Annotated in this window: 22 protein-coding genes and 1 tRNA gene; 10 read left to right on the forward strand and 13 right to left on the reverse strand. The window is 37.5% G+C overall.

All coding sequences use genetic code 11. The features are described from left to right. Positions 1-54: 54 nt before the first annotated feature. The 3 genes from ACN19N_RS11580 to ACN19N_RS11590 all read right to left on the reverse strand — a co-directional run bounded on the left by ACN19N_RS11580 (position 55) and on the right by ACN19N_RS11590 (position 2,224). Positions 55-546 (reverse strand): hypothetical protein, encoded by a 492-nt coding sequence (locus ACN19N_RS11580; protein ID WP_269228511.1) that lies wholly within the window; start codon positions 544-546, stop codon positions 55-57. An 82-nt stretch (positions 547-628) separates the two neighbouring features. Next, positions 629-1,057, reverse strand: coding sequence for an endonuclease domain-containing protein (locus ACN19N_RS11585; protein WP_420001366.1), 429 nt, complete (start codon positions 1,055-1,057; stop codon positions 629-631). Between the two features lie 147 nt (positions 1,058-1,204). Next, entirely contained in the window at positions 1,205-2,224 is a 1,020-nt protein-coding gene (locus tag ACN19N_RS11590) for a molecular chaperone DnaJ (protein ID WP_420001367.1), read from the reverse strand. A gap of 362 nt (positions 2,225-2,586) precedes the next feature. Between ACN19N_RS11590 and ACN19N_RS11595 the strand changes: the two genes are divergently transcribed. The 3 genes from ACN19N_RS11595 to ACN19N_RS11605 all read left to right on the forward strand — a co-directional run bounded on the left by ACN19N_RS11595 (position 2,587) and on the right by ACN19N_RS11605 (position 5,470). Further along, positions 2,587-3,774, forward strand: a complete 1,188-nt coding sequence (locus ACN19N_RS11595; protein WP_269228514.1) for an ammonium transporter — start codon at positions 2,587-2,589, stop codon at positions 3,772-3,774. Between the two features lie 113 nt (positions 3,775-3,887). Next, positions 3,888-4,604 (forward strand): phosphatase PAP2 family protein, encoded by a 717-nt coding sequence (locus tag ACN19N_RS11600; protein WP_420001368.1) that lies wholly within the window; start codon positions 3,888-3,890, stop codon positions 4,602-4,604. 62 nt (positions 4,605-4,666) lie between these two features. Beyond that, the gene (locus ACN19N_RS11605; RefSeq protein ID WP_420001369.1) at positions 4,667-5,470 is read left to right on the forward strand and encodes a serine/threonine protein kinase; all 804 of its coding nucleotides are present in this window, start codon (positions 4,667-4,669) and stop codon (positions 5,468-5,470) included. Positions 5,471-5,515: 45 nt separating this feature from the next. Here ACN19N_RS11605 and ACN19N_RS11610 read toward each other — a convergent pair whose 3' ends face one another. The 5 genes from ACN19N_RS11610 to ACN19N_RS11630 form a co-directional block, all read right to left on the reverse strand. Further along, entirely contained in the window at positions 5,516-6,841 is a 1,326-nt protein-coding gene (locus tag ACN19N_RS11610) for an ATP-binding protein (RefSeq protein ID WP_420001370.1), read from the reverse strand. A 6-nt stretch (positions 6,842-6,847) separates the two neighbouring features. Next, positions 6,848-7,525: a response regulator transcription factor gene (locus tag ACN19N_RS11615; RefSeq protein ID WP_087543277.1), complete on the reverse strand. Its 678-nt coding sequence runs from the start codon at positions 7,523-7,525 to the stop codon at positions 6,848-6,850. Between the two features lie 14 nt (positions 7,526-7,539). Next, entirely contained in the window at positions 7,540-9,180 is a 1,641-nt protein-coding gene (locus ACN19N_RS11620; RefSeq protein ID WP_420001371.1) for a phosphoethanolamine transferase, read from the reverse strand. 303 nt (positions 9,181-9,483) lie between these two features. Beyond that, positions 9,484-10,626: a porin gene (locus ACN19N_RS11625; protein WP_269228519.1), complete on the reverse strand. Its 1,143-nt coding sequence runs from the start codon at positions 10,624-10,626 to the stop codon at positions 9,484-9,486. 336 nt (positions 10,627-10,962) lie between these two features. Next, the gene (locus tag ACN19N_RS11630; protein ID WP_420001372.1) at positions 10,963-12,210 is read right to left on the reverse strand and encodes an MFS transporter; all 1,248 of its coding nucleotides are present in this window, start codon (positions 12,208-12,210) and stop codon (positions 10,963-10,965) included. Positions 12,211-12,354: 144 nt separating this feature from the next. Between ACN19N_RS11630 and ACN19N_RS11635 the strand changes: the two genes are divergently transcribed. The 4 genes from ACN19N_RS11635 (at position 12,355) to ACN19N_RS11650 (ending at position 15,447) form a co-directional block, all read left to right on the forward strand. Then, positions 12,355-12,981, forward strand: a complete 627-nt coding sequence (locus tag ACN19N_RS11635) for a lysophospholipid acyltransferase family protein (RefSeq protein ID WP_269228521.1) — start codon at positions 12,355-12,357, stop codon at positions 12,979-12,981. 62 nt (positions 12,982-13,043) lie between these two features. Beyond that, on the forward strand, positions 13,044-13,961 hold the full coding sequence (locus ACN19N_RS11640) for a patatin-like phospholipase family protein (protein WP_269239708.1): 918 nt from the start codon (positions 13,044-13,046) through the stop codon (positions 13,959-13,961). A gap of 154 nt (positions 13,962-14,115) precedes the next feature. Then, complete coding sequence (locus ACN19N_RS11645) at positions 14,116-14,577, forward strand: NfeD family protein (protein WP_269228522.1); 462 nt, start codon at positions 14,116-14,118, stop codon at positions 14,575-14,577. Between the two features lie 18 nt (positions 14,578-14,595). Then, positions 14,596-15,447, forward strand: coding sequence for an SPFH domain-containing protein (locus ACN19N_RS11650; RefSeq protein WP_269228523.1), 852 nt, complete (start codon positions 14,596-14,598; stop codon positions 15,445-15,447). 394 nt (positions 15,448-15,841) lie between these two features. On the opposite strand, the gene ACN19N_RS11655 is transcribed toward ACN19N_RS11650, so the two are convergent. The 3 genes from ACN19N_RS11655 to prpF form a co-directional block, all read right to left on the reverse strand. After that, the gene (locus ACN19N_RS11655; protein ID WP_269228524.1) at positions 15,842-16,207 is read right to left on the reverse strand and encodes an MmcQ/YjbR family DNA-binding protein; all 366 of its coding nucleotides are present in this window, start codon (positions 16,205-16,207) and stop codon (positions 15,842-15,844) included. Positions 16,208-16,254: 47 nt separating this feature from the next. Continuing rightward, complete coding sequence (locus ACN19N_RS11660) at positions 16,255-17,166, reverse strand: polyprenyl synthetase family protein (RefSeq protein WP_420001373.1); 912 nt, start codon at positions 17,164-17,166, stop codon at positions 16,255-16,257. Positions 17,167-17,329: 163 nt separating this feature from the next. Then, the gene (prpF, locus tag ACN19N_RS11665; protein WP_269238367.1) at positions 17,330-18,517 is read right to left on the reverse strand and encodes a 2-methylaconitate cis-trans isomerase PrpF; all 1,188 of its coding nucleotides are present in this window, start codon (positions 18,515-18,517) and stop codon (positions 17,330-17,332) included. A 368-nt stretch (positions 18,518-18,885) separates the two neighbouring features. Here prpF and ACN19N_RS11670 point away from each other — a divergent pair, with 368 nt between their 5' ends. The 3 genes from ACN19N_RS11670 (at position 18,886) to ACN19N_RS11680 (ending at position 21,789) form a co-directional block, all read left to right on the forward strand. Further along, positions 18,886-20,244, forward strand: a complete 1,359-nt coding sequence (locus tag ACN19N_RS11670) for an amino acid permease (RefSeq protein WP_269228530.1) — start codon at positions 18,886-18,888, stop codon at positions 20,242-20,244. Positions 20,245-20,314: 70 nt separating this feature from the next. Next, positions 20,315-20,390, forward strand: a tRNA-Arg gene (locus ACN19N_RS11675). 175 nt (positions 20,391-20,565) lie between these two features. Then, complete coding sequence (locus tag ACN19N_RS11680; protein ID WP_420001374.1) at positions 20,566-21,789, forward strand: tyrosine-type recombinase/integrase; 1,224 nt, start codon at positions 20,566-20,568, stop codon at positions 21,787-21,789. An 89-nt stretch (positions 21,790-21,878) separates the two neighbouring features. Here the strand turns inward: ACN19N_RS11680 and ACN19N_RS11685 are convergent, their stop codons facing one another. Further along, on the reverse strand, positions 21,879-22,556 hold the full coding sequence (locus ACN19N_RS11685; protein ID WP_269239394.1) for an IS1595 family transposase: 678 nt from the start codon (positions 22,554-22,556) through the stop codon (positions 21,879-21,881). Positions 22,557-22,645: 89 nt separating this feature from the next. Next, positions 22,646-23,947, reverse strand: a complete 1,302-nt coding sequence (locus ACN19N_RS11690; RefSeq protein WP_420001375.1) for an McrC family protein — start codon at positions 23,945-23,947, stop codon at positions 22,646-22,648. Positions 23,948-23,951: the final 4 nt, after the last annotated feature.

Raw genomic sequence — 23,951 nt, forward strand, 5'->3', positions numbered from 1 at the left:
TGCTATATCAAATTAAAAATAATATCTATTCCAAAAAAATTTCCATGCATCCCACTAAATACCTAATTCTTTATGCCAACTAACATCACATCTTCTTTCCAGATTTTCCTCTTTTAAAAACTCTGCATATTTACTCAACTTAAGGAGTAATTTCTTTCTAGGTTTTATATCTAACCAATCTTTTACATCCAAGAAAATATCATTATCAATATCCCAGATTTGTTTATAATGAATATCAATTTTCTTTTGCCCATTAACGAAAAGTTGAAAAGTATTTTTTAGAAATCCATCTTTTTGACTTACTGTTAAGCTCTCATCATCTAAACGATACAATGCTCTATCAAATAGAAAGTAAACAAAATCGCCACAACCCAAAATTGCTACTAATTTCCTCTGTTTATCAACTTCAGCATAAAGGCCATATCCATTTGATGCACGCTGATTTTTTGATATATTCGATTGATCTAATTCTCTATTTTCAAAGTTAAAAGAATAAAGTTTGTCTTCATGATCAATGCTTAAAAATATTATTGGATTATTTTCCATTCGTTAATATCCGAATAAATTTAATATTCCTATATTGCTTAACTCTATTAATACTACAAGTAATAGGCTTGCTAACATAGATTTAATATATGATATTCCCTCTCCTCTTAGGAGATGAGGAACGATTGTAGTTCCGCAAGGGAGAGGTGCTTTTACTTTTCAAATGAACACAAATATTCCACAAATTACCCAAAACTGATTCAGTATTCTTCAACACATCATTGTTCCAATACCGTACCACACTTAAACCCAAAGCCTCTAAAAACTTGGTTCGCTCAAAATCATAAGCTCGACCATCATCTGTATTATGTTGACTACCATCCAACTCAATCACTAAACCCAATTCATGGCAATAAAAATCCACAATATACGGTGCAATTACATGCTGTCTGCGAAATTTGAGATTCATAAATCGTTTAGCGCGGAGTAATTGCCACATCAGGTGTTCTGCATCAGTGGCATTAGTCCGCATGGTCTTGGCGAATTCTAATAATTGTGGGTCTATTTTCATTTTTTATTTTCCATTTTAATAACCCTCACCCCAGCCCTCTCCCTAAGGGAGAGGGAGTGTCCTTTGTGAATTTGATAGTTATTCGATACGCAATAAAGTTCCCTCTCCTTTCAGGAGAGGGCTAGGGAGAGGTATTTTAAAAAAAGCTTACAATGCCCCATGCCCCAACAACATCTCTACCCCACTCACTTTTTTCATATGCTTTAAACGCTCTTTTTCCCACTTCAACTGCTGCTTTAACTCAGCACAATCCGCATCTATAGCTTTATACACATCACTTATATGCATATGTTCCGCTTTTATTTTCTTCGCCAACTGAAAAGAATCCAAAATCTCATCAATTTGACTTTCAAGCTGCTGACTTTGTGCATCCAAAGCCAGTTTATAAAACTTCACTTGCTCCGCAGATAACTCTTTAGCTCCAACACCTTTATTCTGTTCAAGCTGTAACTGGAGTTTCAACAAATAAAATAAATCCTGCCGTTCATAAGCCTGACTCGCATGTTGGAACAACTCGGTTTTTTCTTCTTTCTTAGTCTCGTCTTGCTCACGGTCAGGGTGAATCATCGCAGCAATCTTTAAATATACTGTTTTGAGTGACTGTGCTGCCATTTGCTCAGCTTGTTCACGTTTCTGCTGTTGTCTAAGTTGTTTGGCTTGCTCTCGTGCCTGTTGCTGCTCAGCAGCATATTGCTCAAAGTCATCTTCTTCTAATTCTATATTTTGATCAAAATTTTCATTAAGTTCGAACTTAACTGACTGTACTTTTTTATTCTTTTTCGATGATTGATGTGTATGTTGCTGATAAAAAGTATCAATCTGCTGTATCAGCTTTAACTGCTCATCTTTCAACATTTTGGAGCGCTTTAAAAATTGGGCAAGTTGGGAAATTTTTTCATCGAGTTGCTGCATATCTGCTTTGGAAAATTCATGGCTGTGTAGCAGATTCCAAAGTTGATCTAACTGCTGAAACAAGATTTCATGTAATTCGCTATATACTGGCAGCAGTTTGTGGCGAGTATGTTTTTGAATTTCAGCTTGGGCATTTTGCCATGTCGCAAGACTAACTTTTTGCTGTTCGATTTTATCAATCAAGCGATTCAGTTTTTTCTGCTGTGGTGACTGTTCAGCCCTTTGCTGTAAGCTAACTTTGAGATCAAAGGACATACTCATCTGCCTGAAAAATAAAAAGTGTAGCAATAATCAGATAAGGAAGGTAGTAAATCACCCTTTGAATATAATCACGTAGGGGCATCGTATTGCCGCTCAGATTTACACCAACATGCCTAGATCGTGCGATTTAGCTCTTAGCGACAATAAAAACGTCCTGTTTTCACACAAAATGCACCACTTATCACCAAAATTACAATTTAATTTCTAAATTGGTGCATTTTTTGCATTATATTTTCCATTAAATTGAGCTATTTCAGAATAGCTTGGGGTTTTAGATTTACTAAATCCATTTTGGTGCAAAAAACGAATCAATTATTTGCATAAAATATGGTTTAGCACTTTTTTTGAGCATTAATATGCAAAACGTAGATCTATTTTTCTTACTGCTCGGTGCAGTACTCGTATTAGCAATGCATGCAGGCTTTGCATTTTTAGAGCTTGGCACCGTACGCCACAAAAACCAAGTGAATGCGCTCAGTAAAATCCTTACTGATTTTGCAATTTCAGCAATCGCTTACTTTTTTGTGGGTTACTGGATTGCCTATGGACAAAACTTTTTCCATGCAGGCAGTGCTTTAACAGCAGATCATGGTTATAACTTGATGCGCTGTTTCTTCTTACTCACCTTCGCAGCAGCGATTCCAGCAATTATTTCTGGCGGCATCGCAGAACGTGCCAAAATGCGTTCACAAGCAATCGCTACTTTAATTTTGGTTGCTTTAATCTATCCTTTCTTCGAAGGTATGATTTGGAATGGCAACTACGGCTTTCAAAAATGGTTAGAGACCTCTTTTGGTGCAAGTTTCCATGACTTTGCAGGTTCAGTCGTTGTGCATGCAATGGGTGGCTGGATTGCATTAGCTGCAGTGATTTTACTTGGCGCGCGTCATGGTCGTTATAAGCATGATGGTCGTGTGAGTGCACATCCACCTTCATCGATTCCATTCCTTGCTTTAGGCTCATGGATTTTAATTGTCGGCTGGTTTGGCTTTAATGTCATGAGCGCACAGCGCGTTGATGCCATTTCAGGATTAGTTGCGATTAACTCACTCATGGCAATGGTTGGCGGTACATTGACTGCAAACTTTATGGGTAAAGATGACCCTGGTTTCTTACACAATGGCCCACTTGCAGGTTTAGTTGCAATCTGTGCAGGCTCGGATATTGTGCATCCAATTGGTGCATTACTAATTGGTAGTGCCGCAGGCGGTATGTTTGTTTATCTATTTACTTATACTCAGAACAAACTCAAAATCGACGATGTGCTTGGTGTATGGCCTTTGCATGGTGTGTGTGGTGCTTTCGGGGGTATCGCAGCAGGTATTTTTGGTCAACAAGCATTAGGTGGTTTAGGCGGTGTATCTATTATTTCGCAAATCATTGGAACTGGCTTAGGTATTATCATTGCACTTGTTGGTGGTTTTGTAATCTATGGTATTTTGAAAGCCACAATTGGTATTCGCCTCTCTCAAGAAGATGAATATCGTGGTGCAGACCTTTCGATTCACAAGATTTCAGCCAATTCAGAAGAATCAATGTTCTAAACTGTAATGTTTAAAGCGGCAATCAAGCCGCTTTTTTTATGGATATTTAAGAGACAATTAAGCTTTAAAATATTAAATAGCAGCATGATTTTTCCGCCCAAACTGCATGCGCTATGATCTTCAAAACCCGCTTTTTTTTACTCACAAGCTCTTTATTGTGCATCAGTTTTTTTATCCTGTTATTTCTGTTTCCCGTTGGCGGAGCAATAGATCTATATTTGATTCAACCATGGGTCGGAACTTTTGGTGAGTTTGCTTTGAAAGGCGATTGGTATCTTGCAAAGCTAAATCATACTTATGTCAAAAAAGTTTTAACTATTGTCTATGTAAGCTTTTTCCTACTGTGGATCGCTTCTTTTAAAATAGAAAAATTCAAAGCGAAACGTTGGCAGTATGGCTATATGTTTTGGGTCAGTATGTTATGTACATGCATTATTGGTCTAATGAAAGCACAAGCTGCTCACGCTTGCCCATGGGATATGACCCATAAGACTGTCACAGGTTTTATTTGGGATTTTTCAGCAACTGCTGGACATTGTTTTCCAGGTGGTCATGCAAGTACAGGTTTTGCCTTAGTTACAGGCTATTTTCTTTATCGCCTCGATCAGCGTAAAAGAGCTTGGTTTTATTTATTTGCAGGTGTATTACTTGGCTTCGCAATGGGCTGGGCACAAATGATGCGTGGTGCACATTTCCTCAGTCATAATTTATGGACAGCTTGGATTTGCTTTGCTATCAATGTTGTGGTTTATATGATCACGTATAAACGTCATTTAGCTCATGCAGCGGCTAATTCTGTAACGCAAATGAGTCCTGATATGATAAAGTGAAGCTCTACTCGCATGGGCTTCATGCATGATCACGATATTCACTTAGGTACTGTTTGCTGCTGATGGATGACTTTCAAAATTTCTTAGAAACTACTTTAACTAAGCAACAATCTTCCATTCAAGCCTATGATCTAGGTTCTCATAAAGTATGGTTAAAGAAAGCATCTGAACGTCACGGTTTATGGCTTTACACGCCATTGAAGTGGTTAGCAAAAATATTTAATTTAGGCGCAATTACTCCAGTTCCAAATCAAGGTGGTTCTGCTGCAATTGAATGTGAATACAATCGGATTCAAACACTCAAATCTTTAGGTGTTTCCACATCGAATGTTCTTGCTGTTTCAAAAAAAGGAATTTTGCTTGAAGACATCGGATCACAACATCAACGTAGCGTCTCACAACTAGATCAAGCATTGGCTTGTCAAAAAGATATTCTTTCAAAATCATTATTATTTAGCCAAGCTATTCAAGCTATTCAAGCTATTCATACTAAACAAGGCTATTTAAGCGAAGCATTCGCTCGCAACATTCTTGTCGACCAAAATAATCAGTTTAGTTTTATTGATTTTGAAACTGACCCGCATGAAGTCCTGAGTTTACATGATTGTTTTGTTCGTGACTGGTTGCTATTTATTTTCTCTACAGCCTATCATTTTGAATTTGAACAATTAGCTGATGCTAGCCAAATCCTTTATCGTGCATTACTTGCCGAACCACAAGTATATAGTGACATTTGTAAAGTTGGGAAACGCTTAAAATGGGTTCTGAATTTTAATATTAGCAAAGTGGGCAATGATGGCAAACGTATCCAAAAATGCGTTTTATTCTTACGTTATTTGAAAGAGCAATCAGAAAAAAATACGTAATTTTCAAATAGTCCTTCAATACAAATGCAGTGCTTAATGTCACGATTAAAGTTTTTTAGGTAAGCGAACTAAAACTGAGAGTCCTCCTAGATCAAGACTTCGAGATAGGACTAGGCTTCCCCCCAGTCGCTGCGTGGCTTTATCGACAATTGAAAGTCCGAGACCACTGCCCACTTCTAAATGATGGTGCACTCGATAAAAACGTTTTAGAACTTTATCGTATTGTTCAGCATCAATACCGACACCGCTATCTTCAATTTGAATACAAGCAAAATCGTCACTGTCACTGTAAACCGAAATGTTAATAATGCCTTGATCTGGCGTGTACTTAATCGCGTTATCAATCAGATTAAAAATAATTGAATGTACAGTTGATTCAAGGCTTTGCATTTCTATCAAATCGTTACGCTCAAAACCCAAATCAATTTCTTTCTGCATAGCCAGATTAACAAGTTGTTCAACACAATTTAGTGCGACATCATTAAGACAAAATTGCGTATTCGGTTCTATCAGACTTAATGCAACATCTTGCTTTGCTAAAGCTAAAAGCTGCGTCACCAAATGCTGAATACGTGCCAAGCCTTTACTCAAATTTTGCAAAGCTTCATGTTCAGGAAATTGGCTAATCAGGATCTTGGTCTGTAAATTGAGTGCAGTGACAGGTGTTCGTAATTCATGTGCAGCATCTGCTATAAACTGCTTTTGTTCGGTTTGAGCATGTTGAATTCGTTCGAATAAATGATTCATTTCTTCGATCGTTGGGATCAACTCTTGAGGATAATGATTGCCATCTATGGGGGCTAAACCTTCTGAATCACGTCGCTTTAATTCTGTTTTGAAATCGTCGAGAGGTTTTAAACTCAAACGAATGATAAAGGCTAAAACTACAATCGCAAAAGGCAATAAAATGATATAGGGAACAAACATACTCCCTGCCAATTCCCAAGCAAATGATTGGCGAACATCTTCCTGCTGACTAACTTGTATTTGATAGTCTTTTAAAGGAATGACATAGACACGCCATTTGCCTTGTGGCGTTTCTTGGCTATAAAAACCTGCCTGTTTTACAGGCGGAATGAGTAAGTGTGTTTGATGCCATAAATGACTTTGATCTTTATAAGCCCAAATATCAACCAGCAAATCTTCTTCGTGATATGTGCGATGCAGTTCAACTTTACTCGCAACACTCGTTAAAGGCTGAGCTGTCGAACGTTCAGCCATATATTGCATTTGTGTATCAAGAATCTCATCAACTTCATGTAAAGCTGTTTTATAAGCGGTAAAGATTAATAAACATCCAAGCAGTAAACTAAAGACCGAAGTTCCCCAAATCAGTCTTTTTTTCAGCGAGTATTGCTTAGATATTTTCATAAATATTTATGATTGTCCCAGTCGGTAACCCAAACCACGGATGGTTCGAATAAAATCTTTACCTAGTTTTGCACGTAAGTGATGTACATAAACCTCTATGGTATTACTGGTCACCTCACTATCAAAATCATAAAGCTTATCTTCAAGATTTGCTTTGGAGAAGATTTTATTTGGATGGCTCACAAGCGGAATTAAAATTGCCCATTCACGGTTTGATAACTCAATCTGTTGTCCTTTGAAGGTCGCCAAATGCTGCTCGACATCAAGAACCAAATCACCATTTTTCAATAACTGCGATTGATTTTTAAGTTGTGCTGTTTCTGCATGACCCCGACGCAATAGTGCATTAATTCGTGCCAATAACTCATCGAACTCATAAGGTTTAATTAGGTAGTCATCCGCACCTTGATTCAATCCATCGACACGGTTTTGCAGTTGATCTCTGGCTGAAATGATCAATACTGGAAGTACACTACGTTGACGGATTTGTCTCAATACCTGCATACCATCCATCATGGGTAAACCTAAATCAAGCAAAACTAAATCAAAATTATGCTTTGCTAATAAGGACAGCCCATCTACGCCATTATTGACCCACTCTACCTCGAATTGATGGTAGCGCAACAGAGTCAATGTTGACTCTGCAATCATAAAATCATCTTCGATCATCAAGATTTTGGTCATGACTTTATCTCACCTTATGGGTTGGAACATGTCGCTAACATGTCATTTTTAGGGTCAATCACCTTGGTTTTGACATCAAGTAAACTCAACATCGTTGGAAACAAATTGTCTTGACTCAATTCACTCTTATTTTGCTTCGCTAAACATTTCATTTGTTCTGGAGCTTGTTTTTTCCAAAGATCAGAGAACCACATAAACATTGGAACATGGGTTTGTTGAGTCGGGGCAATTGCATAGGGTGCTCCATGTAAATACATGCCACTTTCACCTGTTGATTCACCGTGATCCGATAAATACCACAAGCCTGCTTCGTGCTGTGTTTGACCTTTTAACGTTTCAATCAATGAGTCCAAAACATAATCCGTATAAAGCAAGGTATTATCATAACTATTCACAAGTGCATCACGCGAACAACCTTGAATCGCATTGGTATCACAGGTCGGTTTAAAAACTTTAAATTCTGCTGGAATACGTTTGTAATAGGCTGGACCATGGCTACCCATTTGATGTAGTACCACTAAGCGTGGACGCGTATCATCTTTAGGAATTGTTGCAAGATATGCTTTCAAGCTATCAATTAAAATATCATCAAAACACTCTTCATCTTTACACCATTTCTTTTGAATTGGCTCTGGAATCTTAAATTGTTCAACTCGATCACAAGTTCCCTTACAACCAGAATTATTATCAATCCATGTCACTTGATAACCTGCACGTTTTGCAATATCGAGTAGACCTTCACGATGACTTGCAAGTCGTTCATCATATTCTTTACGTGGCATACCAGAGAACATGCATGGTACGGAGACAGCTGTCGCTGTGCCACAAGAACTCACTTGAGCAAAATTAATTAAATCCTGTTTCGCAAGCTTCGGATTGGTATTCTTAGCGTAACCATTCAAAGAAAAGTTTTCTGCACGTGCCGTCTCACCCACCACTAAAACCATCAATTTGGGTAAAGCAGCAACATTTGCTTTCTGCATTGAAGCATCTTCACCATAAGTCAATAATGGTAAGTTTTCTTTAGGTGCTTTCTTCTTATAATATGAAGCAAATGAAGCAATCATATTTTGCGGTGAGATCATTCCCTTCAAATCACGGTTTTCACGGAATATCGCTGCAAAATCAACGTAAAAAACAAACAATAATCCACCAACCAAAGCCAATGAAACAATTGAAGCAATCACTTTTTTTACAATTTGACGCAGGATTGGTTCAGGCTTTAACTTCACCATCAAAATTGCAATGATGGGAAGCACTGTCATTCCTAATGTCCATACAACCAAATGCCAAGACCATGTATCACGTGCTTCAGCAACATCTGTTTGCATTAAATTTTGCACTTGATCTGATGTAATTAAAACACCAAGTGTATTCACAGTATATGAAGCAAAGCCACCAATAAAAACTAAAGCGATGGCTATTGGTTTTGCTGTCCATTTCCAGTTAAAAAGCTCAAAAATAAAATGATAAGCTGCAACAACTACAATGACGGATGCTGCGACAAACATTCCCGCTTTTATGCCAGTATAAGGCGTAAGCGATTGGATTTTTTCATAAAAAGCAAAGTTAAGAAAAATACCTAACCATATTGCAAGCAATAGATTAAATGCAAACAAGGATATCGATTTGGTCTTGAGTTTCTGTAGGAACATGATCTTCACAGTCTGAAAATAGATTTCTTAACTTGCTTAAGATAAGAATAAAAACTTAAAAATGACTTAAACTAAATAATTGAGAGTTAACAAAACAATGGATCTATATCTAGGCATCAAAGCATATGTCAAAATAATTCATTCCAAAACAATGAATTCCATTTACTTTTCATCTAACAGTTGTCTTAATGTTATTGTCGAAAATCATTTTATTCAGTTAAATGATTATATTACAACATAATAAAATAGAAATAAAAAACACCCCCTAAGTCAAACTTAGGGGGTGTTTTTAGATACGAGATATTAGAATTTAAATTCTAAACCTAATCCTGCTACAGGTTGCTTATCTTTTTTGTCCGCTTGTTCAAGCGTTAGATAACCCGCATAACCGTATGTTTTAACTTGTTTGCTAAATGCATAGTCAGCACCAGCAATCACTTGTTTGGCTTTAAAATCTGCCGTGTTGTTTTTAAAACTGGTATCATTTTGGCTATATTGACCTTTTACCGTCCAATTTTTTGCTTGCGGAATATTATATTCAGCACCAATTAACCAACCTTGAGTATCATCAATATTTTCAGATCCGGCAGCGTTACCTTCAGCCTTTTCGACCTCTGAAGTTTGGTAAAGTGCTTTTAATGCTAAGCCTTCAACAGGATTTAAACGACCAATTGCACGAACTGTATTTGCAGCAGCAAAGACTGAACTTGCATAAGTACGTTTACTATTAATTGGATCTATTGTTGTTCCCACATCAGGATCAGATGCATTTAAAAAGCCACGACCTAAGAAGTTACTTGGAATTGCTTTGTCATAACCAATACCCGCCACGAGTAATGGATTTTCATAAGTAACAGATGCAGACCATGCATCACCTAAGCCACGACCAGCAACTTTCGCACCACCACTTGTCGCTTTGATGCCAGATGATTCACCCGTAGCAAGTAATGCGTTAAATTTAAATGCACCATCTAGTAATTTAACGGCTGGAGATTCATAAATCACCGTATTATCGATACGGTTTTCGCCAGTGAAAATACCACCAATATCAGCTTTATTCCCTACATAGTTATTGAATGTATCAACGACACTTGATAATTGCTTTACAGGCGTATCATGCTTACCAATCTTAACTGTACCTAATTGGCTGTCTTTTAAACCAATAAAACGGTTACGTTGGCTCCAATCAGTGGTGTCACCATCAGCACTTAAACCCCATTCTGCAGCATATACAGCGCTTAAACGATCGGTTAGTTTTTCATCACCCTTAATTCCAATAAACGAACTATTTGAGCTAATCTCCCAGACATCTTTATTTCCAATCGTTGCATTTTTTTCTGGTAAATAATCAACACTGGCATCAATTTCACCATAGATTGTTGGTGCTGCAAATGTTGAAGTTGCGAGTAAACCAAGCACTGCTGCTGTTACAATTTTGATTTTCATTGTTTACGTCCTAGCTAAATTTGTAACAAATCCTACACATTAACTTTATATGACAAAACGATTAAAATCTTATTTATTTATTCTATTTTCGACTAAAGTTTAATTTTTACACACATCAATTACACTTTATGAATTCTATAAAAAATATTTTTTTATTAATAAATTTCAATGAATTAAACAATATTCTCAAAAACACTATTCTATAAAAAATACTTAAACGCAATCACGAGACTTTGAGTTAAAACAATAAACTTTGCGGATGAACCAATATAAAAACCATCATTTATATTTCAAAATTAAGAAATATTAAAAGAAATTTGTAATAAAAATTTGTTTTCATCTTGTATTTTCTTTCCAATAGAAAATCGGGAATAGACTCAAAATAGCAATCATACAAATCAAACATAAGTAACGATAATATCCAATTGCATCAGCCAAAATTCCACTTCCTAAGTAGAGTAAACCACTCATCGTAGCCATAATTGATACCTGAAAAGTAAAATCTGTACCTGCAAATGCTTTGCGACTGTACTGCATAATCAAAGTTAAGATGACCACCAATAACATTGCTGAACATGCATCTTCAAATGCATTGACGATATATAACCAAAATGGCGTAATCTGCTGATTAGTTTCATAGCCATAAGCAATGCCAGTATAAGCAACTAAACTGATAATCTTCAGAATTGAGAAAGTAATTAAACATCGTATTCTGGAAAAATGTTTTAATAAAAGCCCAGCAACACCTGCTCCTAGTAGCGCCGCCATGGCACCAAAAATAGTAATAAAAACGCCTATTTGGGTGTAATTTAGACCCATATCGACCATCAAAGGTTTTAATAATGGTCCTGCCAAACCATCAGCAACTTTAAAGCTCAATAAGACTATCAACCACGTTTTTAACTCTTGAGAAGATGTAAAATAAGTAAGATATTTTTTAATTGATTGGCTAAATGAAATCGAAGAAGTTGTCTGCGCGCTATTTGTAAAATCATGCCTAGGCTCTCGATAAAACAAAATAGGTATGGTATTCAAAAAGACCAACATGGCTAAGATAAGAAAGGTCTTTTGCCAATTTAACCAATCTAAACACCAAAGCACTACTCCACCACCAACAATAAATCCTAAACGTGAACCAATCACTTGAAATGTATTGCCCCAATGCTGTTGATCCTGTTTGAGTAAATTGACAGCTAAAGCATCAGTGGCAATATCTTGTGTCGCACCAGTGAAATTCATTAAAAAAAGTAGAGCAAAGAAAATAAATAAATAACTGGGTTGATCAAGTGCTTGAATAGGGAAAAATGACAAAATAACCAAAATAAAAACACTCGATAATTGCATCGGAATAATCCAACTACGGTAGTGCCCTAAACGAGAAAGCGCAAAACGGTCAACATAAGTTGCCCAAAAGATTTTGATCGACCAAGGCAGCATCAGTAAACCAAAACCACCGATATGTGCTAAAGAGACACCTTGTGCTCTTAAAATTACGGGTAAGGCATGGGTCATGAAACCTACTGGTAATCCCTGTGCCCAATATAGAGAAAACAATAAAATGTAAATCTGTCGAAGATTAAGCATTTAGAGTTTTCCAGAGCAATAAAAGAGAGAACTCAAGTATCCAATCCTTTCATTGATCTGGCAATAAAATCTTAGTTTTTGCCAATGCGAGACCTGTCATGAGCGTTTAACATAAATGGTAGTTGTCATCGTATTTACAGATTTATGCCACAATATTTTCCTGACTTACCTCCGTTAGTTCCGCAACGTGGAACGGTTTTCAGTCGTACTTTGTGTAGAAAACTGTTTTTAGGACAAGGTTGGACTGTGGTTGGAGAAATTCCAAACTTACCCAAAGCAGTTGCTATCATTTCTCCACACACTTCAAATATTGATGGTTGGTATGGTTTCTTAGCGATTGGTGGGCTCGGTTTAAAAATTACAGTTTTGGGAAAAGATACTTTATTTAAACCACCGTTTAAGCCGCTTCTAGATTGGGTAGGACTCATTCCTGTTCATCGTGATAGTACCAATGGTCTCACTGAACAAGTGGTCGCGACTATTCACAAATATGACAAAATTTGGGTTGGTATGGCGCCCGAGGGAACGCGAAAAAAAGCTGAAAAAATAAAAAGTGGTTTTTATCATATAGCTCATGCAGCAGGAATACCCATTGTGATGTTTGCTTTCGACTACGATCGCAAAACCATTTATAGCTTAGGAGCATTTACACCAACAGGTCACTATCAAAATGACCTTGAACAGATTATGCAGCGTTATGTTGGTCATTTTTCTCCAAAGAATCCTGCTTGGCTAGCAGAACCATTACAAAAACTTGTGAAAAAGGACTAGAAAATTGGGGGTAAATCTGCTCTGATGTGCCCATCTTTTTGTCTATTTTATCTCCACTTCATATGAAAATTGCTCGACTGTCTTGCTTGGCTTTATTCAGCTTAGCTTTATTTGGTTGTGATCAAACTGTAAAAAATGCTCCCCCTACAACTTCGATTAAAGCTCGTGAACCTGTTATCGCTTTGGCTTTAGGTGGAGGTGGTGCAAAAGGCTTTGCGCATATTGGTGTCATTAAAGTTTTAGAATCTCATGGCATTAAAGCTAAGATTGTCACTGGAACAAGTGCGGGTAGCTTTGTTGGAAGTATTTATGCAAGTGGGCAAACCCCTTATCAAATGCAAAATCTCGCATTAAAACTTCAAGAATCTGATTTGCGTGATCTTACCATCAATAGTCAAGGCATTATCCTTGGGCAAAAACTGCAAAACTATGTCAATACTCAAGTTGGTAACAAACCCATTGAAAAATTTCCAATTCGCTTTGCTGCGGTCGCCACTCGTTTAGACAATGGTAAAAAAGCTGAGTTTATTAAAGGAAATGCAGGTCAAGCCGTACGGGCCTCTTGCAGTATTCCCAATGTCTTTGTCCCTGCGGTGATTGGGAATACGAAATATGTAGATGGTGGTTTAGTCAGTCCAATTCCTGTCAAAACTGCCAAAGATATGGGTGCTGATATTGTGATTGCAGTCGATATATCTGCGCGTCCAACAGGTGATAAACCATTAAGCATGTGGGGTTTATTGGATCAGACCATTAATATTATGGGGCAACAAAGTATTAATGAAGAATTGAGCCAAGCAAGTGTTGTAATTCAACCGAAAGTCGGTCATTTGGGTGTACTTGATCTGAAATCGAGTAATCAAGCAATTTTAGAAGGTGAAAAATCGGCCCAAGCGAAAATCACATCAATCCAAAATGCAATTGCAACGTTTAAGAAATCTCCTGCTGCATTCAAACCTGCACCAAAAGCTAAATTCTAATCATTACCTTCAGGGGGTTGCTGCAATTTTATAATAATCATCAGCCCCAATATCTAAAAAAACAATCTTTGTATATTCATAAACATAATGATCTGCTAAAGTGCCAAAGTGAATGTTTTTTCACCTAACTCAGTTTAATGATGCGAGCAAATCTATGGAATTTGTAGTTGAACCTTGGCACTGGTTTGTATTAGGAATTTTGCTGATCCTTTCAGAGTTGATTTTGACCGCTTTTGCTGCGTTATGGTTTGGCGTAGCCGCAATTATGGTCTGCATTTTATTATGGCTTTTCCCAATGATGGGCTTTACCACCCAAGTGGTCACATGGGGAATTTTATCCATTTTATGTACGATTCTTTGGTTCAAGTTTATCAAACCACTTTCAATTGATAAAACTAAAGCAGGTCTAGCGCGTGAATCAACAATAGGTCAAGTGGGTATGGTGATTAAAACTGGACTTGATCATGGACAAATCGTTGTACGTTTTCCCATGCCTATTTTAGGTTCTGATGAATGGAATTGCCGTTCTACAGCTCCAATACAAGTTGGTGATCGTGTCCGAGTAATTGATATTTTAGGTAATGATTTAGTCGTTCAACCACATAGCAACTCATAAACATAAAGAGGGTTTCCAATGCCTGTCGGTACTATTGTTGTCTTAGCACTTTTAGCTTTTATTGGCACAACTATTTTTAAAGGGGTACGTATTGTTCCTCAAGGGTATAAATGGATTGTGCAACGTCTAGGTAAATACCATACCACCCTAAACCCAGGTCTGAACTTTGTTATTCCTTATATCGATGAAGTGGCGTATAAAATTACAACGAAAGATATTGTGTTAGATATTCCATCACAAGAAGTGATTACTCGAGACAATGCTGTTTTAGTAATGAATGCAGTCGCTTATATCAATCTAACAACTCCAGAAAAAGCCGTGTATGGAATTGAAAATTATACATGGGCGATTCAAAACCTAGTGCAAACTTCATTACGTTCGATCGTCGGCGAAATGGATTTAGATGATGCTTTATCATCTCGTGACCACATTAAGGCAAAATTAAAAGCTGCCATTTCTGATGATATTTCAGATTGGGGCATCACCCTTAAAACAGTTGAAATTCAAGATATTCAACCATCTCACACCATGCAAGCTGCGATGGAAGCACAAGCAGCGGCTGAACGTCAACGTCGTGCAACGGTGACGAAAGCAGATGGTGAAAAACAAGCTGCAATTTTAGAGGCGGATGGTCGTTTAGAAGCTTCCCGTCGTGATGCAGAAGCTCAGGTAGTCCTTGCTGAATCTTCACAACGTGCGATTGAAATGATCACCACTGCTGTAGGTGATAAAGAAATTCCTGTTGCTTATTTATTGGGTGAGCAATATGTGAAAGCAATGCAGGATCTATCTAAATCAAGCAATGCAAAAACTGTGGTACTCCCATCGGATGTACTTAATGCTATCCGTGGAATTATGGGGAAACATTAATTTTAATAACTCAAATGTGTTACTGTTTGTAGTAGCACATTTGATCACATAAAAATTTTAAGCTCATGATTTATATTATAGGTTTAATCCTAAGTTTCATTTATTGTGGGCAAATTTTATCCTCAGAAATACAGTCTCGTAATACTTGTCATATGAAAAATGGTGACAAACCAAATGCATTTGTTACCATTTTTCCAGCTATTCCCTTTTTCCAAATTATATTTTTAATAATCAGTTGGCTATTAAATTATTTTTTCGATCCAATTGCGATCAAAGTTTTATGTACCTTATTTATCTTCCAATTTATTTTTTGGGTTATCAATTTTAAAAAGAAATCAAAAGAGCGAATAAAGAGTTGAGTATAACTGTACTTAAATTCATGATTTCAAAAAAATTATTGATTAATCAATTTTCGATCTTTGACTGGTCGCTGTTTTACGATCAAATCATAAGAATCTTGAATGAGATCCTGAACTAAATCAGCTGTGATATCTGAATTACTGGCAATCGAAATCCAATGCTTTTTATTCATATGATAACCCGCTGAAATTGAGGCATAGAGTTCTTGATATTCTAGACTTTTTTCAGGCTTACATTTTACAGTGATGATCAATTTTCCTGAGTAAGAACCAATCAACATAAACATCTTGTCAAAAATTTTAAATACTTCACAATCTGGGCCAAAAGGTTGTGACTGGATCGAAAAAGCAAGTTTTTGTCCATACTCCAGTGCCAATTGTTCTAGTTGATCTTCATTCATAAACCGTATCCTATTTCATTTTTATGGGTATACAGTCCTAGCTTAGATTAACTTTGACGTGCTAACAAGAATTGTGAAATCTCAACTAATTCTTTGGCATCATCGCCAAAATATGCCAATGCTTCAAAGGCTTGATCATGTAAATTTTGGGCATAAGCTTGAGCCTGTTGCAAACCCATCAAGGCGGGATAAGTAGATTTTTGTACTTGCTCGTCTTTACCCGCAGTTTTACCTAAAATTTCAGTGCTCGCGGTAACATCAAGAATGTCATCTTGTACTTGAAAAGCTAAACCAATGGTTTGCCCAAATTGACGCAATTTAGGAATTGCTTGATCTGTCCCATTAAAGATGGTCACAGCACCCATCATAATCGCGGCTTGAATCAACGCACCCGTTTTATTACGGTGAATATTTTCTAATTCAGTTTGATCGACTTGTTTGCCTTCAGCCTGCAAATCCAAGACCTGACCACTTACCATTCTCGAACTGGCTGTCGCTAAAATCTGCATTTGTTTCAAGACAACTGCTGCATCTGTGCCCTGTCCCTGTTCATCAAACAAACGGCTTCCCAAAATCTCAAATGCCATTGACTGCAAAATATCGCCTGCCAATAATGCTGTATTCTCACCAAATGCGACATGACATGTTGGCTGACCACGGCGAAGCAAATCATTGTCCATACATGGCAAATCATCATGCGCCAACGAATAACAGTGAATTAACTCAACCGCAACAGCAGCACGACGTGCCGCCGAAAAATTGTGGTTCGACTGTAACGAAGCTGCTGCGTAGCATAACGCTGGACGGACACGTTTCCCCCCCAACATCACCGCATGATGAACCGCTGACTTTAAAGGTTCTGGAATGGAAAATGCAGCCAATGCTGTCAATAAATCTTGTTGAATACGTTGTTGGGCTTGTTGTAGAACATCCGCATTAACTTGAGAAATAGATGACACGATTGCCTCGGGAAATTTTAATGAAAGGGTCAACTGGCAAAAACTTGTCAGAATGACAACATCATAACATTATTTATTTAGAGAAATTGTTTTTGTGTTTTGAATAACTTCAAAATAATAAAGCCTTCAAATGAAGGCTTTATTCACGGGATTAAATTAGCATTTAGAAAGTATCACCTGGTACACGAACCCAACCTTCCATCAAAACACGTGCACTACGACTCATGATTGCTTTCTTCACAGCCCACTTCCCATCAATTAACTCGGCTTGAGCACCGACACGCAAAGTGCCAGATGGATGACCAAAACGAACTGCTTCACGTTCGCCCCCCCCTGCTGCTAAATTCACTAAAGTACCCGGAATGGCTGCTGCCGTTCCAATCGCCACGGCTGCTGTACCCATCATGGCGTGATGTAACTTACCCATAGACAATGCACGTACCAATAAATCAACATCTGTTACTTCAACAGTTTTTCCACTTGAAGAAGTATAGCTTTTAGGTTCTGAAACAAAAGCGATTTTAGGCGTATGCTGACGTGCTGCTGCTTCTGAAATATCTTTGATCAAACCCATATGAACTGCACCATGTGCGCGAATTTTTTCAAAACGCGCTAAGGCTGCGGCATCCCCATTAATACGATCTTGTAATTCTGTTCCTTGATAGCCAATATCTTCAGCATTCAAGAAAATCGTTGGAATGCCTGCATTAATAAATGTCGCTTGGAATGTTCCAACATCAGGCACAACCAATTGATCAACAACATTTCCTGTAGGAAACATATCCCCACCCTCTTCGCCATCATCAGCGGGGTCTAAAAATTCAATTTGAACTTCTGCTGCAGGGAAAGTCACTCCATCTAATTCAAAATCACCTGTTTCTTGAACCTGACCATTGGTTACTGGGACGTGTGCAATAATGGTTTTTTGAATATTCTTTTGCCAGATGCGTACCGTACAAATCCCATTTTCAGGAATACGATCTGCATCGACCAAACCATTAGAAATAGCAAATGAACCGACTGCTGCAGTCAAGTTGCCACAGTTACCACTCCAATCTACGAAAGCTTGATCAATAGAAACTTGTCCAAATAAATAGTCAACATCGTGCTCTGGCTCTGCACTTTTTGCCAAGATCACTGTTTTACTGGTACTTGAAGTTGCACCGCCCATACCATCAATTTGTTTACCATAAGGATCTGGACTTCCTATGACACGTAGCAAGAGCAAGTCACGTGCTTTTCCAGCAACTTGTGCGGCTTCAGGTAAATCATTGAGATTGAAAAAGACACCTTTACTCGTGCCACCACGCATGTAGGTTGCAGGGACTTTAATTTGTGGTACTGAACTCATGTCAATTTCATCCTTTTATCATGTTCTTAGTGCAAGTGAATGTGAGCTTAAAGTATCGTAGAGTCATCTGAAATGCCATACGACTATACGATTAAAGCAAAACGGAATAGATAAAGCACATCGTGTATATTGAGTAAAGTTGAATAACTTAACAATGGCATGAAAATAAACAACTGCTGTTTAAAAAACAAAAGTCTGATTTAAATGTCTAAAATACCACCACCATATAGTTTACTATTCGTTCAAATATAGGATTTTAAATAACTTTTAAAAACTACTTTCCAGTCATAGCCAAGCTGTACTTTTACTAGGCTAAAACTTTGCAATCTATTAGAATATTCGAATTATTCCTCGTCGAGCTCAGTCCTTTGAACAACGATTCCTCTCAACTTCAGCGTGGACTTAAAAACCGCCATATTCAGCTCATCGCGATGGGTGGAGCTATTGGTACGGGCTTATTTTTAGGTTCTGCACAAGTCATCCAGTCTGCTGGACCATCCATTATTTTAGGTTATGCAATTGGCGGTCTAATTGCATTTCTCATCATGCGTCAACTCGGTGAAATGATTGTCGAAGAACCTGTCGCGGGTTCATTTAGTCATTTTGCTTATCAATATTGGGGGAAGTTTCCAGGATTCTTATCAGGTTGGAATTATTGGGTACTATATATCCTTGTTGCGATGAGTGAACTGACTGCGGTTGCAAAATACATTAACTACTGGTGGCCTCATATTGCGGCTTGGCAATCAGTGTTATTTTTCTTTGTGATTATTACGGCAATTAATCTAACTAACGTTAAATTCTATGGTGAATCAGAGTTTTGGTTAGCTATCATTAAAGTCACAGCTGTTGTGGCCATGATTTTATTTGGTTTATTCTTGCTTTTCACTGCTGATGCAAACTCAACCGCATCGTTTAGCAACCTTTGGACACATGGTGGATTTTTCCCAAATGGTTTCGATGGTTTGTTCTATATGCTTGCCTTTATTATGTTTGCCTTTGGCGGAATCGAATTGATTGGTATGGCTGCGGCAGAAGCCAATGAGCCAAAGAAAACAATACCTAAAGCGATTAACCAAGTTGTAGTACGTATTTTAGTTTTCTATATTGGCTCTTTAACAATCCTATTATCACTTGTGCCTTGGAACCAACTTGATTTAGGTGGTTTAGACAAGAGCCCATTTGTGATGATTTTTAGTCAAATGGGAATTGGTTGGGCAGCTCATTTACTTAACTTTATTATCTTAACAGCGGCTTTATCTGTATATAACAGCGGTATGTTTGCCAATAGCCGTATGCTTTTCGGTTTAGCACAACAAGGAAATGCGCCTAAAGTTTTCGCTAAAGTAAATAAACAAGGTGTCCCGATTCCTGCTGTTTTATTATCTGCTTTATTGATTTTTGGTTGCGTACTGTTGAACTATTTTGTTCCAGAAGATGCCTTAGGTCATTTGATGTATGTGGTGGTTGGTGCTCTAGTGCTTAACTGGGCAATGATCAGCTTAACTCATTTAAAATTCAAAGCGATGGTGAAGCAAAAGAATTTAAAAACCAGTTTCCCTGCGTTATGGTCACCAATCAGTAACTACTTAGTCTTAGTTTTCATTGCAGTCGTGCTGTACATCATGTGGCAACAAGGTTTCAAAGAATCTGTGCTGATGATTCCGATCTGGATTGTATTAATGTTTGTGCTATATAAAGCTTTAAAGCTTAAAGCTAAAGACTAAATATCTGATCAAATTCATCAAAAAGTGGTTGCTTAGGCAATCACTTTTTTGTTTATAATCATAAAATTATGCGCTTATAGCTTAACTGGATAGAGCAGTTGCCTCCTAAGCGACCGACGTGGGTTCGAGTCCCGCTGAGCGCACCATTTCACTGTCTATTTTTGTATTTAATAGAATATTCAAAATAAATAAATATATAAATATCAATATATTATTAAAAACATAAGTAATGTTTGTCTCTATTAGTCTACAAAGATCTAAGTTCCTTTACGGTAACTTATACGGTAAACTCATCTTACCGTATTAACTAATACCGCAAAAATGCCAAAAGTTGTTGTGCCCCTTACTGATACTAAAATCAAAAAGACTAAAGCTGATCCTGAGAACATACAAAAACTGTCAGATGGGAAAGGCTTATTTTTAATGATTACCAAGAATGGAGAGAAGTTTTGGCGTTTTGACTATGCTCGCCCTTATACAAAAAAACGTAATTCTATAAGCTTTGGTAACTACCCTATCATTAGTCTGGCAGAAGCTAGACAACGACGTGATGAAGCACGTACTTTACTTGCCCAAAATATAGACCCTCAAGTAGAGAAGCTAAGAGTTGAGAATGAGATACTAAATGCAAATAAGAATACCTTCTCAATCATAGCTCAAGAATGGGCAACAAAACAGAATTTTGCTGAAGCTACAGTTAAAGGACAGCAACGGTTATTTGATGTCATCTTTAAGCGTATTGGTAAAGTGCCTATCCATGAGTTAAAGCCAATGGATATTTTAAAGATATGCCGTATTTATGAAAAAGAAGGCAAGCATGAAACCGCAAAGAAAGTAAAAACTAAATGTGGTCAAATTTTTCGCTATGCTGTTTCTCTCGGGCTATGCGAACGAGATGTTACACAGGATTTAAGAGGTGTTTTGACTGTACCTGAAACCAAACACATGGCTGCGATCACTAATCCAGATCAATTCGCAAAACTCCTAAATGACTTAGATCATTATGATGGTTCAATCATCACTCAATATGCTTTACGCATTGCCCCCTTGGTCTTCGTTCGCCCAGGCGAATTACGTCATGCAAAATGGGCTGATATCGACTTAGAGAAAGGGCGATGGGAATATACTCCACCTAAAACCAAGAAAAAAACAGGTGTATCTCACATTGTTCCTTTATCCGCTCAAGTCATTCAAATGCTTAAAGAGCTTGCCGAAATTACTCAGGCAAATAGTGAGTATGTTTTTCCTGCTCTAACCTCGTGGGAACGTCCAATGTCTGAGAATACAATTAATCAGGCTTTACGTCGCTTAGGCTATACATCAGAAGAAGCATGCGGACATGGTTTTCGAGCATCAGCTAGGACTATTTTGGAAGAAGTACTTGAATACCCTGTTGAATGGATTGAGCAACAACTAGCTCATAAAGTCAGAGATATGCACGGTACAGCTTATAATCGTACCAAGCACTTAGACAAGCGTACTGAAATGATGCAGGCTTGGGCGAATTATTGTGATGATATTAAAAATACAGCGATTCAATCGTGATAAGCTTGTAATTGTCGCTACTTAAACTCCAACCTAGTATTTATCTCAAAACTAAATTACTGTTTAATATAAGATAGGGGCTTAGGAAGTTAAAGAGGGTTGTTACGGAGTATTTTAAGCAAATCGAGGTATAAATTACCATGGCGATGATTGAAACGATATTCCGTTTCTTTAAGATGCAAATAAAACATCTTCTTGTCAATTCCATTAAATTTACTGAGCCGCTTTTTCGCATAGCCCCAAAAGGATTCTATACCGTTAATATGACGTTCCCCACAAGCAAATTCATTGTCACCGTGATTTACTCTTAAGTGCTTGTCAAAGCCAATATCAACTAAACCATCATACCCCCTCCATCCATCTGTATTGATGACTGAATCAAGTTCTATATGCCCACGGATAATCCCTTGCAGCGTAGCTTTTGAGCAATCTGGTACAATTTCCGTGTACACATTTCCATCCCGTTTGAGCAACCCAAATACAATGGTTTTTCCTGATGCCCCACGACCTCGCTTACCACGAACACGACGAGCACCAAAGTAAGATTCATCCAGTTCAACAATGCCATTGAAGGGAGATATTTCTTCACATTGGACAGCAATCTTTTTACGCAATTTGATATAAATTGTATTGATGGAGCGAACAGAAATATTGGTAAGTTTAGCGGTATCAGATGCAGTAAAATCCATGGCAAAAAAGCGAATGATTTGCCTGAATTTTGCTTCTGCGATTCTTGAACGGGAATAGTATCTATTTTTTGCTTTCATATAAGGAAGTTACCATACTTTTTAATATGCTTAACTTCCTAAGCCCCTAAGATATTAGCTCTTAACCCCCAAAAATTTATTACTCCTTATCAACCACGATCAGAAATGTAGGCCATTATTTTTTCTGGATTTTCTAAATCATAAGGAATCGCTCTCAAAAATGCTTTGTCGCTTTGCACATTAAACTTAAAACATAGTTCATTATTAAATTTATTCGAATATTGAGGATAAATTAAAATGACTTCACTCGTATGTTCTAAATAATAATAACTATAAGCGAACATTTGCTGAATATCGCTATCCTTGAAGCCGAAACGCTCACCTCGTTTATTCTGATCTAATAACTTCCACTTAGTATCTAAAATAATCTTCTGCTTCGTTTGCTTATGCTGAATATGAATATCTGGCCGAAGTTTAAAAATAGGCTTATCTTCATGTAGACAAATATATTGACTAGACAATTGGGTCTTAATTTCCCAACTTTTTAAATTTCGACGTAAATGATAAGCGACATAATGCTCAAACAATCTTTCCATTGGGAACAATAGGCTCATTCCACGCCAACCACCTTGAGTAGATACAGGCATATATTCACTTAAAATCAGCTCAGTCCAAGGTTTTATATCTGCATATAGTACGAGTAAACGCCCTGACTGCCACTGTTTAAAATCTTGAGCAATATTTTGACTCTTTGGAATTTCTCCAGTCATTAAGCGAAGTTCTTGAGCAAGTTTCCAATTTTTAGAACTTCGTGTTTTTTTACAGACTACTTCTAAGGCTGTTTTAATTAACCTATTTTCAGGGCGATCAACTTCATAGATGTCGTGCTCAATCGGGAAAATATGCATTCTTGCTGGGGATTGCCGCATATGTTTCACATGCTGTAATTGCCCTCTCAAGTACTTTTGCTCTTCTTGCACACGTTGATAATCAAAGCGTAAACCGCGTTGAATTAGTTTTTCAAAATTACAAAGAAACTGATCTATGATCCACTCATGTATAGGCTGTTTAAAACGGCTTAAATTTGCCTCCCCAGCATCCCGATATGGTAAATGCAAAGATACCCTAAGCATCTTTTTTAAAAGCTCACGTTCTTTTGCAATCACCGTTTCAATAGATTCACTAAGCTCTATATCAACATGCTTCGGTAATATTTCAATACGCGTACCACATTTGGTTTCGATAACTCCGACATATTGATCTAATCTGAGTTTCCTACGCCCAGCTAATTCAAATACCTTTGCACCATGTCGGGAAAATGATGCTGAGAGTTCACATAAATGATCAAAAGCAGACGCAGAAATATAAGCATGGTCTATCGTTGATTCAGGGCATCCAGTATATGCAACACTAAGATATGCATATTCTCTGACGGTTATCAGATCAGACATATTT

The organism is Acinetobacter sp. LF10, assembly GCF_048585715.1.
GTDB lineage: Bacteria > Pseudomonadota > Gammaproteobacteria > Pseudomonadales > Moraxellaceae > Acinetobacter.